At 63.8% G+C, this 14,253-nt stretch carries 13 protein-coding genes; 5 read left to right on the forward strand and 8 right to left on the reverse strand.

Going from position 1 to position 14,253, the window contains the following annotated elements:
• Positions 1–59 precede the first annotated feature (59 nt).
• The 3 genes from PO883_RS05610 to PO883_RS05620 all read right to left on the reverse strand — a co-directional run bounded on the left by PO883_RS05610 (position 60) and on the right by PO883_RS05620 (position 4,830).
• Positions 60–998 carry a J domain-containing protein gene (locus PO883_RS05610; RefSeq protein WP_289308854.1) on the reverse strand — a complete coding sequence of 313 codons (939 nt, stop codon included), beginning with the start codon at positions 996–998 and terminating at the stop codon, positions 60–62.
• Positions 995–2,704 (reverse strand): molecular chaperone HscC, encoded by a 1,710-nt coding sequence (locus PO883_RS05615; RefSeq protein ID WP_289308855.1) that lies wholly within the window; start codon positions 2,702–2,704, stop codon positions 995–997. The genes PO883_RS05610 and PO883_RS05615 overlap by 4 nt, the downstream gene beginning before the upstream one ends.
• Before the next feature lie 128 nt (positions 2,705–2,832).
• Positions 2,833–4,830 (reverse strand): DNA topoisomerase IV subunit B, encoded by a 1,998-nt coding sequence (locus PO883_RS05620; protein WP_289308856.1) that lies wholly within the window; start codon positions 4,828–4,830, stop codon positions 2,833–2,835.
• A gap of 291 nt (positions 4,831–5,121) precedes the next feature.
• Here PO883_RS05620 and PO883_RS05625 point away from each other — a divergent pair, with 291 nt between their 5' ends.
• The gene (locus PO883_RS05625) at positions 5,122–5,817 is read left to right on the forward strand and encodes a two-component system response regulator (RefSeq protein WP_289308857.1); all 696 of its coding nucleotides are present in this window, start codon (positions 5,122–5,124) and stop codon (positions 5,815–5,817) included.
• Positions 5,818–5,886: 69 nt separating this feature from the next.
• Positions 5,887–6,897 (forward strand): gamma-glutamyl-gamma-aminobutyrate hydrolase family protein, encoded by a 1,011-nt coding sequence (locus tag PO883_RS05630; protein WP_289308858.1) that lies wholly within the window; start codon positions 5,887–5,889, stop codon positions 6,895–6,897.
• A 168-nt stretch (positions 6,898–7,065) separates the two neighbouring features.
• Here PO883_RS05630 and PO883_RS05635 read toward each other — a convergent pair whose 3' ends face one another.
• The 5 genes from PO883_RS05635 to PO883_RS05655 form a co-directional block, all read right to left on the reverse strand.
• A complete protein-coding gene (locus PO883_RS05635) occupies positions 7,066–8,187 on the reverse strand; it encodes a YbdK family carboxylate-amine ligase (RefSeq protein WP_289308859.1) in 1,122 nt (373 codons plus the stop codon).
• Between the two features lies 1 nt (position 8,188).
• Positions 8,189–9,364 carry a cation:proton antiporter gene (locus PO883_RS05640; protein ID WP_289308860.1) on the reverse strand — a complete coding sequence of 392 codons (1,176 nt, stop codon included), beginning with the start codon at positions 9,362–9,364 and terminating at the stop codon, positions 8,189–8,191.
• Between the two features lie 141 nt (positions 9,365–9,505).
• Positions 9,506–10,675: a VWA domain-containing protein gene (locus PO883_RS05645; RefSeq protein ID WP_289308861.1), complete on the reverse strand. Its 1,170-nt coding sequence runs from the start codon at positions 10,673–10,675 to the stop codon at positions 9,506–9,508.
• A gap of 1 nt (position 10,676) precedes the next feature.
• The gene (locus PO883_RS05650; protein ID WP_289308862.1) at positions 10,677–11,264 is read right to left on the reverse strand and encodes a GNAT family N-acetyltransferase; all 588 of its coding nucleotides are present in this window, start codon (positions 11,262–11,264) and stop codon (positions 10,677–10,679) included.
• A complete protein-coding gene (locus PO883_RS05655; protein WP_054268423.1) occupies positions 11,264–12,130 on the reverse strand; it encodes a MoxR family ATPase in 867 nt (288 codons plus the stop codon). Before PO883_RS05655 ends, PO883_RS05650 begins: the two co-directional genes overlap by 1 nt.
• Before the next feature lie 176 nt (positions 12,131–12,306).
• Between PO883_RS05655 and PO883_RS05660 the strand changes: the two genes are divergently transcribed.
• From PO883_RS05660 to PO883_RS05670, 3 genes are all read left to right on the forward strand, one after another.
• Positions 12,307–12,624, forward strand: a complete 318-nt coding sequence (locus PO883_RS05660; protein ID WP_289308863.1) for a cytochrome c — start codon at positions 12,307–12,309, stop codon at positions 12,622–12,624.
• A 10-nt stretch (positions 12,625–12,634) separates the two neighbouring features.
• Positions 12,635–12,976, forward strand: coding sequence for a cytochrome c (locus tag PO883_RS05665; protein WP_289308864.1), 342 nt, complete (start codon positions 12,635–12,637; stop codon positions 12,974–12,976).
• 106 nt (positions 12,977–13,082) lie between these two features.
• Positions 13,083–14,240, forward strand: coding sequence for an AraC family transcriptional regulator (locus tag PO883_RS05670; protein WP_289308865.1), 1,158 nt, complete (start codon positions 13,083–13,085; stop codon positions 14,238–14,240).
• Positions 14,241–14,253 lie beyond the last annotated feature (13 nt).

Below are 14,253 nucleotides of genomic sequence, written 5' to 3' on the forward strand. Positions count from 1 at the left end.
AATTGAGTGTGTTTGTTTGGGTGTGCGGCGGTCGATCCCGCGCGCGGCAGGGGCGGGGCTCAGCGCGACCATCCCCGGCCCTGGACGACGGCTACCCACCGTTCGACGATATCGGCATCGAGCCTGAGGTCGAGCATCTCGCCATGGTAGCAGTGGACCAGTTCAAGCAGTTCGCGCATGCGTTCCGTGAACGCGGCATCGGGATACCTGCCGATGACGCCGCGCGGGTCGCCATCGAGCAGCGCCCGCACCACCTCGTCCTCCAGGGCCAGCTGGCAAAAGTGCGCGTACGAGCGCTGGGCGCGCAGGCGCGCCAGCATCATGCCGGTTTCGTCTGGCATCTGGCGCCCCACGAAACTGGCGTCGTCGACCCAGCCGAAGTGCACTGCCATCGCTTCGCGGAAGTCGTCCTCGCAGCCTTCGCCGGCGCAATACTGGACCGCGCACTCCTCGAAGCAGTCGCGCACCTCGATATTGAGCAGCTCCTCGCCGGCGAACAGCTGTGCCAGCCGCTGGCGCGTGTCCTGGTGCGCGCGCGTCAGGAATGCGGCCCAGACGCGGCGCGCTTCCACCACGGGCGAAGCGGGTCCGGTCCCCGCGATCGGGACGGGCAAGGGCGGCGGCAAGCGATATTGCTCGGGTTCCGGCTTCGGCTGCGACGGATCGAATTCATAAAAGGCGGTGTAGACGGGTACGTCCTGCGGCGCTTCCTCGCGCGCCGGCGCCGCATCCGGGTCGAATGCGTAGGCCGCCATGTAGACCGGCGGCTCGTACTCCGTCTCCGGCTCCGGCTGGCGCGGGGCGGGTTCCTCGTCCGGCCAGTCCATGTCATGCGCCTGGCGCGCCAGCTGCAGCGCGGCCTGGTAGGCATCGTTGAGGATCTGGAAGGCGACCGGATCGTCTTCCGGACGGGTCACCTTGAGCATGGCCGCGTAGGCGCGCTTGATGGCGCGCTCATCGCGGCTGGCCTTCATTCCGAGCACGCTCCAGACGTTCATAGGAAAGAACTCCCGCCAAGGTCGCGCATGACGCGCGTGAGCGTCTCGCGGGCGCTGCGCATGGCCGATGGCTGCTGCGTATTGAGCACCGCCGTGAAGGCCGCGATGTGCTGCGCCAGGTATTCGCGCTCATGGCCCAGCAACTGCTCGTAGAGGCGGTCGGCCTGCGCCACCAGGGTGCGGTTTTCGATCTTGTCGCGCGGGTGGATTTTCAGTTCGCTCAGTTCGGCCAGGCGCTTTGCCACTTCGGCCTGGGTCATCACGCCGGCATTTTCGGTGATCACCAGCGTGTGCTTTTCCTGGGTCGGCAGCACCGTGATCTCCGCTTCGAGCACGCCGCTGATATCGTAGGTGAAGCGCACGTCGGCGCTCACTTCGCCGGCGCGTTTCGCCTCGATCGGGAAATTGAGCTTGCCGAGGAAGACGTTGTCCGACACCCGGCGCGACTCGCCCTGGTACACGTGCACCACCAGTTCCTTCTGGTAGTCGTTGATGGTGGTGATATTTTCCACGCGCGAGACCGGCACCGTCGAATTGCGTTCGATGATCGGCAGGTAATGGCCGCCCTCGTATTTGTTCGGGCCGATTTCGCGCGCCACCGAAATGCCGAGCGAGTAGGGCGCGACGTCGGTCATCACCACTTCGGAGAGGGCGGCGTCGCGCGCCATCAGGCCCGCCTGCACCGCGGCGCCGAGGGCGATCGCCTGGTCGGGATCGAGGCTGATCGACGGGAAGCGCCCGAACATGCGCGCGGCCAGCTTGCGCACCAGCGGCATGCGGGTGGCGCCGCCGGCCAGCACCACCGTATCGAGTTCGGATGCCTTGATGGTGGCGTCGCGCAGGGCGCGTTCGACCGGGGTGCGCAGGCGGGCGATCAGGTGGTCGCACAGCAGCACGAACAAGTCCTCGGTCAGCTCCCAGCTGTATTCCTGGCCGCCCATGTGGTAGGCCATGCGCGTGCTCAGGCTGTCCGACAGTGCGCGCTTGGCGCGTTCGGCTTCCGCGCGCAGGCGCTGGCGCTGGGTGCCGGTCAACTCGGTGCCGTCCAGGGCCTTGGACAGGCCGCTGCGCGAGAGGAAAGCGTCCACCAGCACGCTGACAAAGTCTTCGCCGCCGAGGAAATTGTCGCCGGCGGTGGCGCGCACTTCCATCACGCCCTCGAACAGGTCGAGGATGGAGACGTCGAAGGTGCCGCCGCCCAGGTCGAACACGAGGAATTTGGTTTCGCGCTTGGTGTCCTGGATGCCGTAGGCCAGCGCCGCGGCGGTCGGTTCGTTGAGCAGGCGCTCGACGCGCAGCCCGGCCAGCTGGCCGGCCACCCGGGTCGCCTTGCGCTGGGCGTCGCTGAAGTAAGCGGGCACGGTGATGATGGCTTCCTCGACCTTTTCGCCGAGCCAGGCTTCGGCGTCTTCCTTGAGCGAGCGCAGCACCATCGACGACAGCTCCTCGGGGCGGAACTTGCGCGCCCCGAGCTGGGTTTCGCGTTCGCTGCCCATGTAGCGCTTGAACATGGCCGCCGTCATATGCGGATGGGTTTGCAAGCGCGCGCGCGCCGCTTCGCCGGTCAGCACGGTGCCGTCGTCATCCATGCCAACGCAGGAAGGCGTGAGAAAGCTGCCCAGTGCGTTCGGGATGAGGTGCGCCTTGCCGTCGCGCCACACCGCCGCGAGACTATTGGTGGTGCCCAGGTCGATGCCGATAATCATGGTTCAGTGTCCGTTTGCGCTGCCGCAAACCGGGGTCTGACCTCTGATTCGAAATATTTCTAATCAGAGGTCAGACCCCGGTGTTGTGACATTTCTAATCAGAGGTCAGACCCCGGTGTTGTAACAAATCAGATGTCGGCTTCAGTTTCGTTGCCGTGCTCTTCGATCCAGGCGCGGCGGGCCGCGGCTTCGCCTTTGCCCATCAGCATGTTGAAGCGCGCCGAAGCATCGATGTGGCTGAAGTCGCCCAGCGATACCGGCAGCAACCGCCGCGTGTCCGGGTTCATCGTGGTTTCCCACAACTGTTCTGCGTTCATCTCGCCCAGGCCCTTGAAGCGCGAAATGCTCCAGCTGCCTTCCTTCAAGCCTTCTTTCAGCAGCTTGTCCTGGATCGCCACCAGTTCGCCATCGTCGAGCGCGTACAGCTTCTGGATCGGCTTCTTGCCGCGCGCCGGAGCGTCGACCCGGTACAGCGGCGGGCGCGCCACGCAAATGTGACCGGGCGCGAACAGGGCCGGGAAGTGCTTGAAGAACAGGGTCAGCAGCAATACCTGGATGTGCGAGCCGTCCACGTCCGCATCCGAGAGGATGCAGATCTTGCCGTAGCGCAGGCCCGACAGGTCGGGCGTGTCGCCCACGCTGTGCGGGTCGACCCCGATCGCCACCGCGATGTCGTGGATTTCATTGTTGGCGAACAAGCGGTCGCGGTCGGTTTCCCAGGAGTTGAGCACCTTGCCGCGCAGCGGCAGGATGGCCTGGAATTCCTTGTCGCGTCCCATCTTGGCCGAACCGCCCGCCGAGTCGCCCTCGACCAGGAACAGTTCGTTGCGCGCGATGTCGCTCGATTCGCAATCGGTCAGCTTGCCGGGCAGAACCGCCACGCCGGAAGACTTTTTCTTTTCGACTTTTTGCAGCGAACGCAGACGCGACTGGGCCTGGCGGATCACCAGTTCGGCCAGCTTGCGGCCGTACTCGACGTGCTGGTTGAGCCACAGTTCGAGCGGCGGCTTGGCGAAGGTCGAGACCAGCCGCACCGCGTCGCGCGAGTTGAGGCGTTCCTTGATCTGGCCCTGGAACTGCGGATCGAGCACTTTGGCCGACAGCACGAAGGAGACGCGCGCGAACACGTCTTCCGGCAGCAGTTTCACGCCTTTCGGAAGCAGCGAATGCATCTCCACAAAACTCTTGACCGCGCCATACAGGCCGTCGCGCAAGCCCGATTCGTGGGTGCCGCCGTTCGAGGTGGGAATCAGGTTGACGTACGATTCGCGCACCACCGCGCCTTCTTCGGTCCACGCCACCACCCAGGCCGCGCCTTCGCCTTCGGCAAAGCCGTCGGTTTCGCCGTTCGAGTACTGGGCGCCTTCGAACACCGGAATCAGGGTTTCGCCGCTGGTGCCTTGGGCCAGCATTTCATTGAGGTAGCCGCGCAAGCCTTCGTCGTACTTCCAGGTCGTCACGTCGCCCGTCTTGGCGATGGTGAGCGTGACCGTCACGCCGGGCAGCAGCACCGCCTTGGAGCGCAGCAGGCGCGCAAGCTCGACCTGCGAAATCGCGGGCGAGTCGAAATACTTGGGGTTCGGCCAGGCGCACACGCGGGTGCCGCTCTTCTTGCCGTCGCGCGGCGCCGGGATCGATGCCAGCGGCTCGATCACGTCGCCGTCGGCGAAGGCCATCTTGTGCAGGCCGTTGCCGTTGTCTTCCTTGCGCCAGACCGTGATTTCCAGGCGCGAGGAGAGCGCATTGGTGACCGAGACGCCAACCCCGTGCAAGCCACCCGAGAAGGCGTAAGCGCCGCCCGAACCCTTGTCGAATTTGCCGCCCGCGTGCAGGCGCGTGAAGACGATTTCCACCGTCGGCACGTTTTCTTCGGGATGCAGGCCGACCGGAATGCCGCGGCCGTCGTCTTCGACCGTGATCGAGCCGTCCACGTTGACCGTCACGCCGATGTTCTTGCAATGCCCGCCGAGCGCTTCATCGGAGGCGTTGTCGATAACTTCCTGGATGATGTGCAGCGGATTTTCCGTGCGGGTGTACATGCCCGGACGCTGTTTGACGGGTTCGAGTCCCTTGAGGACCCGGATGGAGGATTCGCTGTAGTCGGATGCAGGTTTTTTGGTGGCCATGTCTAAGTTCTTTATGCGGATGCCTGCGCATTCTATCTTGTCGGACGGAAAAGGAGATAAATTGACTTGGATGAATGTGCTTGCCAGCCCGGGCGATTGTGGTTAGATTTGTACGCACACCAAGAAGTGTGTATAGAAACATTCCATAAGTTAGCAAAAATGCATGCAAAAAGGCAATTACTGAGCGTTCGCCTGTTGGGCTTTCCTTCCGCCGAGGGATCCGAGCTGGGGACGGCGCTCGCGCATCCCCCGCGCGACGGGCCGTCGTATTCTTGCTTGCTCGGCGATAGTTTGCAAGATCCGGACCTGGTCATTGCCAACGGCGACGACCTGAGCGCCCTGGCCGCCTTGCTGGCGTGGCAGCCGGACCTGACCCGTCCCGCTCTGGTGATCGGCTCGGCCGGGATGGAGTTTCCCTGCGCCCAGCTGGCGCGGCCGCTCGACATGTTCCAGATGTTCAAGCTGCTCACCGACATGGGGCGCAAGCGCGCCGACGCGCTGACCGGCATGCTGGCGCCCGAGGCACCGCCGGTGCACGAGCGGCGCCGCCGCATCCGCCTCGATCTCGACATCACCGATCCGCTCGATTTCGTCAAGATGCGGCGTGTGGCGCCGAACGGCGCGGTGCTGATCGTCGACAAGCGCGGCGCGCTGCGCGACCATGTGGCGCGGCTGCTGTCGGCGCACCAGGTGTCGGTGGAGTGGACCGAGAGCGCGGCGGCGGCCGTGCGCCTGTGCGCGGAGACGCCGGTGTCGGTGGTGATGATCAATACCTCGACCCCTGGCATCGATCCGTATGCGCTGTGCAGCGAAATTAAACAGCAGGAAGGCGCCGACCGCATCGCCGTGGTGCTGCTGGTGAACCAGGCCTCGGGCTACGACACGGCGCGTGCGCGCACGGCCGGCGTGCGCGGCCTGCTCGACAAGCCGATGGCCGACCGCCACCTGGTCTCGGCGCTCAAGAAGCTGCTGTCGCTGCCGCCCTGAGTGCGTGCCGGTCACAATTTTGTTACAACTTTGAATCGTGCGCTTGCATGGGAGCGCTATATTTAAGGCATGCCCGATACCGACAAGTCCTTGCAGCCAAGCGCTGTTCCAGTTCCAGTTCCTGATCCTGCTCCGGCTCCCGACCAGGACAAGGATGGCGCCCATGCCGCGCGCGTGCCCGACCGCCGTTCCGACGCGCTGCCGCGCTACCATAAGGACAGCGACACGCCGCTGGCGCTGGCGCGCCGCGTGCTGGCTTCACGCTGGCGCAACCTGCGCGACAGGATCGGGCGCGATTTCATGCGCCGCACCCTGCGCATTGGCGTCTCGGCGCGGATTTTTCATCCGGAGCCCGGGTCCACTGGGCTGCGCAGCAAGAACCTGCAATACCTGGAAGAGTCGATCGCGCAGTGGGTGATGTCGCGCGATGTGCTGGTATTTATGATCCCGACGGTTAATACCAACGGCCTTCTCCATCCGAGCAATATCACCTTGCGCCATTACGCGCGCCATCTGGACGGCCTGGTGCTGCAGGGCGGGGCCGACGTGTCGCCGCAGACGTATTCGGAAAGCCCCACCCGGCCCGAGTGGAGCGGCGACCGCGCGCGCGACGTGTACGAACTCGAACTGCTGCACGAATTCGTCGATGCGGGCAAGCCGGTGCTGGGGATTTGCCGCGGCTGCCAGTTGATCAACGTGGCGTTCGGCGGCACCTTGTACCAGGATGTGGCGACCAATGTGCCGGCGGCGCACGCGCACGTGCACAGCGATTACGACGCGCACCGGCACAAGGTGATTTTTCCCTCGGGGTCGTCGCTGGGGCGCATGTTCCCCGATGTGCGGCGGCCGGTGGTCAATTCGATTCACCACCAGGCGGTCAAGGACCTGGGGCGCGATATCCTGGTCGAGGCGATGTCGGACCCGGATGGGATCATCGAAGCGATCCGCTATCAAAGGGCGAATTTTGTGATGGGATTGCAGTGGCACCCGGAGTTTCACCGGGCCGGCGGGGTGGATTTATTGGATTGCACGCCGATTCTGGATGAATTCTTGCGGGCGGCGCGCGAGACGCGGCTCTAGCCGTCCCCGTCGTTCCCGCGCAGGCGGGAACCCAAGTCCGCCGCTCAGCCGACGACTACGGAACAAAAGTGGGTTCCCGCCAGCGCGGGAAGTCGTTTCTGGCAGTGCCAGGAACGACGGTGGTTGGTGCGGCAGGTTTGGCGGTGGATATAGCAAAAGCGGCGGTTGTTAGCGCTTGCCCCTGAACCGCCGGATCGCCGCATTCACCATCCCCTCCGCGCTTCCCTGTTCCTCATACTGCCTGCGTAAATACGTCGCATCGCTCGCCTCCTGCGCCGCCGTCGACAGATGCCGCAGCGCGCCCAGGCTCCCGAGCGCCTCGCCATGCGGCTCCATCTTGCGCAGCGTGGTCAGGATATCCTCGCGCAGCGACATCGTCTCGTAGGTCTTGGGATGCGTAATCGCCCCATCGAGCCCGAACCGGCACGCCTGGAAGCGGTTGAAGTTATACACCAGGTAGTCATCTTCCACCGGCGGCTCTTCGCGCCGCTCCAGCAGATGCCGGCACAGCGCTTGCAGATACCCGGCCAGCGCGGCCGCCCGTTCCACCGTCAGCGGCGTGTCGCACACGCGCAGTTCGATGGTCCCGTACTCCGGCTTGGGCCGCACATCCCAGTAAAAATCCTTCATGCTCTTGATGATGCCGGTGCGTTCCATCTTCGCGAAATACACATTTGCGAATTCGTCCCAGCTCAATGTGAACGGCGCGCGCCCGCTCATCGGAAACGCAAACACGGAATTGAGGCGCGCCGAATCGAACAGGCTGTCGTGCCCCTGCACGAACGGCGACGACGCCGACAGCGCGATAAAGTGCGGAATATACCGGTTCAGCGAGTGCAGCAGGAACATCGCATCGTCGCCCGAGGCGCAGCCGATGTGCACGTGCTGCCCGAACACCGTGAACTGCTTGGCCAGGTAGCCGTACAGGGACGACAGTTCCTGGAAGCGCTGCTTGGGAAAGATCTTCTGCTCCGACCAGTGCTGGAACGGATGCGTGCCGCCGCCGCACAAACCGATATTGAGGCGGTCGCCCGCGGCCACCAGGATGTCGCGAATCTCCAGCAGTTCGGCCAGCAGCGGCAGGTGGCTCGAATGCACGCTCGAATTAATCTCGATCATGCTCTCGGCGATTTCGGGCGTCACATTCCCGGGGAAGGGTTTTTGCGCCAGCAGGTGCAGCAAGTCCGGGCTGGCGGCGGTCAGGTCGAAGTCCGACAGGCTGACCAGTTGCAGCTCCAGTTCCACGCCAAAGGTCAGTGCCTTCGACTGGGCAAACGGTTCAAGCGGCATCTCAGGCCTCCGTGGTTTCGCGGGCCCAGATCAGGGCGCGCTGGATGATGATGGGGCCGAATACTTCGAGCAGCATGGTCACCGCGGCCATCGAGCGCAGTTCCTGCACGTCGATCCCGCGCAGGCGCGCATGCTCGAGCAGCAAAATCACGAACACCGACACGGGCGCCAGCGCCAGGCCGGTCAGCGCACCCTTGCGCCACGAAATGCCGGACAACTTGGAGAACACCGTCACGCCGAGCGTCTTGGTGGCCAGGCGCACGATCACCACCGTCACGGCCAGCGCGCCGCCGGCGAACACTTCGCGCCATTCCAGGGTCGATGCGGCGTACACGAACAGCAGCACCGTGAGCAGCTCGCCGAGGGCGCCGAAATTGCGCTGCGCCTGGCTGAAGGCCACGCGCCGGTGGCGCGCCGTCAGGCCGAAGGCGAGCGTGGCCACCACCGGCGAGAGCTGGGTGGTATAGGTGATCGAGACGAGCAAGATGACGGCCAGCGCAAAGCCGACCGTGGCGTCCTGCGCCAGGTTGCCCAGGTGGCGCAGCAGCGCCGGCACCACCACGCCGAACAGGGCGCCGACCACGCCCGACATCAACAGCGCCACCAGGCTGTTGATCGTGGCGTCGCCGATGTCGGACGAACTGTGGAAGATCCAGAAGCCCACGATGACGTTGAACGTAAATACCGACAGCACGCAGTTGATCGCGGACAGGTGCAGCACGCGTTCGGTGACCTGGCCGGAGCTGCGCTGTTCATTGATGATGCGCACCACCGTGGCGGGCGAGGTGGACATGGCGAGCGAGGCAAGCATCAGCGCGGTCATGGTGCTGACGTTGAACCACATGGCCACGAAATAGACGGCGACGAAGGTGCCCAGCGCTTCGACCAGCGCGGCCATGCCGAACCAGGGATTGGTGCGCAGCCAGCGCAGGTTGATGCGGTAGCCCAGTTCAAACAGAATCAGGCCGAAGGCGATATCGGCCATGACCAGGACCGGGCCGGCGCCGGAGGGCGGCAGCACGCCGGTCTGGGTGCTGGCGAGGGCGAAGCCGACGATGCCGTAGAAGCTGATGCGCGGCAGGCCGGTCCAGCGCTTGCCGAATTCGCCGGCCATCCACGCGAGACAGATCGCAACGGGCCAGGCGAGATTGGTGAGGATCGTCAGCAGATCGGGCATGTATTCCTTTCGTTCCATCGGGTCGATGGGTGCCGCAAGATTCTACAAGACCGTGCCGCGCGCACGATTCCGCATAACGAAAAATGTTGCCAAAATCACAATCATGCGCGGCGGGTAGCGCCGCAAAGGCTGGCGTGCCCCTTATTTGCTCAGGGTGCGCATGGCGCGTTCCAGCCCTTCGATCGTCAGCGGGAACATGCGGTTGCTCATGATCTGGCGGATCACGGAAATCGACTGGCGGTACTGCCACACGCCTTCGGGCTCGGGATTGAGCCAGGCGAACTTGGGAAACGCCGTGCAGAAGCGCGCCAGCCAGGCGGCGCCGGCTTCTTCGTTGTTGTATTCGACCGAGCCGCCGGGATGGAGCACTTCATAAGGGCTCATGGTGGCGTCGCCGACAAAAATAAGCTTGGTATCGGCCGGGTACTTGCGCAGGATATCCCAGGTCGGAAAGCGTTCAGCGTTGCGGCGCCGGTTGTTCTTCCACAGGTAGTCGTAGACGCAGTTATGGAAATAGAAGAACTCCATGTTCTTGAATTCGGTCTTCGCCGCCGAGAACAGTTCCTCGGTGCGTTCGATATGGTCGTCCATCGAGCCGCCCACATCGAGCAGCATCAGCACCTTGACCTTGTTGCGGCGCTCCGGCCGCATCTTGATATCGAGGTAGCCGGCGTTGTTGGCGGTGGCCTGGATGGTGGCGTCGAGCGCCAGTTCATCTTCGGCGCCTTCGCGCGCGAACTTGCGCAGGCGCCGCAGCGCGACCTTGATGTTGCGCGTGCCCAGTTCGCGTTCGGCGTCGTAGTCGCGGTAGGCGCGCTGTTCCCACACCTTGACCGCGGTACGGTTGCCGCCTTTGCCGCCGATGCGCACGCCCTCCGGATTGGTGCCGCCGTTCCCGAACGGCGAGGTGCCGCCGGTGCCGATCCACTTGCTGCCGCCTTCGTGGCGCTCCTTCTGTTCCTTGAGCAGTTCGTTCAGGCGGTCCATCAGCTTGTCGTAGCCGAATTTTTCGAGCTGGCGTTTCTGCTCGTCCGACAGTTCGCGCTCCATGCGCTTGACCAGCCAGTCGAGCGGAATGGCGGCATTCGTCTCGAAGGCGGCGTTGATGCCCTTGAAGTACTGGGCAAAGGCGCGGTCGAACTTGTCGTAGTGCGCTTCATCCTTGACCAGGGTCAGGCGCGATACATAATAGAAGTCATCCATCGAGGCGCCGGCGACGTTGCGCTCCATCGCTTCGAGCAGCGTGAGGAATTCCTTGATCGTGACCGGGATCTTGGCATCCTTGAGCGTAAAGAAGAAGTCGATCAGCACCTCAAGCTCCCGCGCGCTGCAGCTGGTAATGCAGCTGCGATTTGATCTCGGGCCATTCGCCGCGCACGATGCTGTACATGACGGTATCGCGCACGGTGCCGTCGCGGCGCAGGGCGCCGTGGCGGATCACGCCATCTTTTTTGGCGCCAAGGCGCTCGATGGCGGCCTGCGAGGCGTGATTGAAGTTATCGGTGCGCAGGCCCACCACCGCGCAGCCGAGCGTATCGAAGGCGTGCGAGAGCAGCAGCAGTTTGCAGCTGGTGTTGACGTGGCTGCGCTGGCGGCTTTTGGCATACCAGGTCCAGCCGATTTCGAGCCGGTCGACCTTGGGCAGGATGTCGTGGTAGCTGGTCGAGCCCATCACCACGCCGCTGGAGGCGTCGATCACGGCGAACGCCAGCCGGTCGGGCATCTCGAGGGCGTTGCGGATGTACTGTTCCACGTTGTGCGGTTCCGGCACCGAGGTGACCCGGATGTTCCACAGTTCGCCGTCGCTGGCGGCCGCGCGCAGGCCGTCCGCGTGCGCGAGCGAGAGCGGCTCGAGGCGCACACCGTTGAATTCGAGGGTGAGGGCGTCGACCTGGATCATCAGCGGTTGGTCCGCGACATATACACCAGGCGCTCGAACAGGTGCACGTCCTGCTCGTTCTTGAGCAGGGCGCCGTGCAGCGGCGGCACGATGGCCTTGGCATCCTGGCTGCGCAGCGCTTCGGCCGGGATGTCTTCGGCCAGCAGCAGCTTGAGCCAGTCGAGGAATTCGGAAGTCGAGGGCTTTTTCTTCAGGCCCGGCACGTCGCGCACTTCATAGAAGCTTTGCAGCGCCTGCGCCAGCAAGTCCTGTTTCAAGGTCGGGTAGTGCACCTTGACGATCTGCTCCATCGTGTCCTTGTCGGGGAATTTGATGTAATGGAAGAAGCAGCGCCGCAAGAACGCGTCCGGCAGCTCTTTTTCATTGTTCGAGGTGATGATCACCAGGGGACGGTGCTTGGCCACGACCATTTCGCGCGTCTCGTAGACGTAGAACTCCATGCGGTCAAGTTCGCGCAGCAGGTCGTTGGGGAACTCGATGTCGGCCTTGTCGATTTCGTCGATCAGCAGCACCACCGGCTCGGGCGCGGTAAAGGCTTGCCACAGCACGCCCTTGACGATGTAGTTGTGGATGTCGCGCACACGCTCGTCGCCGAGCTGGGAATCGCGCAGGCGCGACACCGCGTCGTACTCGTACAGGCCTTGCTGGGCCTTGGTGGTGGACTTGATATGCCACTGCATCAGCGGCATGTTCAGCGCGGCGGCGACTTCTTCGGCCAGCATGGTTTTGCCGGTCCCCGGCTCGCCCTTGATCAGCAAGGGACGCTGCAAGGTGAGTGCGGCGTTGACTGCCAGTTTCAGGTCGGCGGTGGCGACGTAACTGTCCGAACCCTGGAAGCGGTGCGCCTGCGAATGCGATGCGTGCATGTGCGTGTCTGGTCAAAAGTGGAATTATTTGGAGTATATGCCAGAACCGGAAGGGTGGCACTGCAACACCGTGAAAGTGGACGGGTCACTTCACTTCGGTTAAAATCTCAGGTTGATAGTGCAAAACATAATAATTTTGCACGTGCGATACCCGATTATCACTTACCCTCGCCACCATGAAAAAATTCATCGCACTCCTCGTGCTCGCCTGCGTCGCGAACGTGTCCGCCGCAGCGGACATCGTTGGAAACGCCAAGGCTGCAAAAGTTGAACAATGTATCGGCTGCCACGGCATCCCCGGTTACAAAGCGACTTTCCCTGAAGTCTATTCGGTGCCGATGATTGGCGGCCAGTCGGCCAAGTACATCGAAAACGCGCTGAACGCCTACAAGAAGGGCGAGCGCAAGCACCCTTCGATGCGCGGTATCGCGGGCAGCATGTCCGACCAGGACATTGCCGACGCCGCTGCCTACTATTCGCAGCAGAAAAAATAAGGACAGAGCCATGAAAAAACTGATGATCGCCCTGTTCTGCGGCGCTGTTTCCCTGAGCGCCACCGCCGGCGGCAATATCGCCAACGGCGAAGCCCTGGTCAAGAAGCGCACCTGCGCATCGTGCCACGGCGCCGATTTCAACAAGCCGACCAACGAGATCTACCCGCGCCTGGCAGGCCAGCACGCCGATTACCTCAAGCACGCGCTGATCGCCTACAAGCGTGGCGATGGCCCGAACGGCCGTAACAACCCTAGCATGGCCAGCAATGTCGCCGACTTGTCCAACCAGGACATGGCCGATATCGCCGCTTACCTGCACAGCCTTCCATCGGACCTGGTCCTGAAGCGCTAAACCGCACCGGCAATACCGACGCTGTCACCAAGGCGCCTTCCATCTTCTCCTCGCCGGGAAGGTGGGAGGCGCTTTGTTTTTGCCCTCTTCAAACTGGCCTGAACCCATGACGCAAACCGCGCTCTCGCTACTCCTGCTGCTGGCCATGGGGCAGGGCGTGTTCCTCGCGCTTGCCCTGCTGGCGGCGCGCCAGGCCGAGCTGCGCGGAGCCAACCGGCTGCTGGCCGCCCTGCTGCTGGGGAGCGTGGCCGTCATCGGCCATGCCTGGCTCGGCATCAACCGCCTGTATACAACGTATCCGCACAGCGCCCTGGCGATTGCCACCATCGGTTTGCTGAGCGGGCCGCTGCTGTATTTATATCTGCGCAGCGTCCTGACCGGGCAGCGCCTGCGCGCGCGCGACTGGCTCCACGGGGCGCCGTTTTTGCTGGCGACGGCCGCCATGCTGCCGTTTTACCTGCAAAGCGCGGCGGCCAAGCTGGCCTGGATGCAGAGCCGCCCGATGCTGCCGTGGTATATCGGCGTGTCGGTGCTGGTGAAAACGCTGCTATTCATCTGGTATGTGGTGGCCAGCTACCGCCTGATTCGCGGCGCGGCAAGCGGTCCGCTGGCCGCCGGCCTGGCACGCCTGACCAAAATCTGGGTGCTTGGCGCGGCCGGCAGCGTGGCCGCCTTCGGCATCGAATTGCTCGACATCGCGCTGCCGCTGTCGTCGGATGCGCTGGGCGCCATCGCGCTGGCCTGTTTTGTGTATGCGACCGCGTTCCTGGCGATCCGCCTGCCGCTCGGCTACCGCGAGCAACTGGCGATGCCCGCCACCTTGCCTGAACCCGCGCCGCGCTACGCCAACAAACGCCTGTCGGAGCCGGACCGCGCCAGCTTTCTCGATGCACTGAAACGGTGCATGGAAGTCGGCCAGGTTTACCGCAACGGTGAACTGACGCTGGACCAACTGGCCGCGCTGCTGGCCATGACGCCGCACGAACTGTCGCAGCTGATCAACGATGCCTGCGGCGTCAACCTGCAGGAATACCTGAACCGCTACCGGGTCGACGCGCTCAAACTGGCGCTGCATGCGCCCGACCAGACCAGCGTCAGCATCCTCGACCTGGCGCTCGCGTGTGGCTTTAATAGCAAGACGACCTTGAACCGCGCCTTCAAGAAGCAGACCGGCCTGACCCCGTCCGAATTTCGGCGCGGCGGTGCCGGCGCGGGCCCGGAAACAGGTGCCGAATCATCATCCGGGACGACTCTCCCGGGCTAAATCGTGAAAATGG

This window comes from Massilia sp. DJPM01 (genome assembly GCF_030348125.1).
GTDB lineage: Bacteria > Pseudomonadota > Gammaproteobacteria > Burkholderiales > Burkholderiaceae_D > Telluria_A > Telluria_A frigida.

Bases quoted from the DNA above. Each gene is read 5' to 3' on its own strand.
- PO883_RS05655 (WP_054268423.1), bottom strand. From the start codon at position 12,130: ATGCACGCATCGCATTCGCAGGCGCACCGCTTCCAGGGTTCGGACAGT.
- PO883_RS05610 (WP_289308854.1), bottom strand. From the start codon at position 998: ATGAACGTCTGGAGCGTGCTCGGAATGAAGGCCAGCCGCGATGAGCGC.
- PO883_RS05630 (WP_289308858.1), top strand. From the start codon at position 5,887: ATGCCCGATACCGACAAGTCCTTGCAGCCAAGCGCTGTTCCAGTTCCA.
- PO883_RS05640 (WP_289308860.1), bottom strand. From the start codon at position 9,364: ATGCCCGATCTGCTGACGATCCTCACCAATCTCGCCTGGCCCGTTGCG.
- PO883_RS05660 (WP_289308863.1), top strand. From the start codon at position 12,307: ATGAAAAAATTCATCGCACTCCTCGTGCTCGCCTGCGTCGCGAACGTG.
- PO883_RS05650 (WP_289308862.1), bottom strand. From the start codon at position 11,264: ATGATCCAGGTCGACGCCCTCACCCTCGAATTCAACGGTGTGCGCCTC.
- PO883_RS05635 (WP_289308859.1), bottom strand. From the start codon at position 8,187: ATGCCGCTTGAACCGTTTGCCCAGTCGAAGGCACTGACCTTTGGCGTG.
- PO883_RS05670 (WP_289308865.1), top strand. From the start codon at position 13,083: ATGACGCAAACCGCGCTCTCGCTACTCCTGCTGCTGGCCATGGGGCAG.
- PO883_RS05620 (WP_289308856.1), bottom strand. From the start codon at position 4,830: ATGGCCACCAAAAAACCTGCATCCGACTACAGCGAATCCTCCATCCGG.
- PO883_RS05615 (WP_289308855.1), bottom strand. From the start codon at position 2,704: ATGATTATCGGCATCGACCTGGGCACCACCAATAGTCTCGCGGCGGTG.
- PO883_RS05665 (WP_289308864.1), top strand. From the start codon at position 12,635: ATGAAAAAACTGATGATCGCCCTGTTCTGCGGCGCTGTTTCCCTGAGC.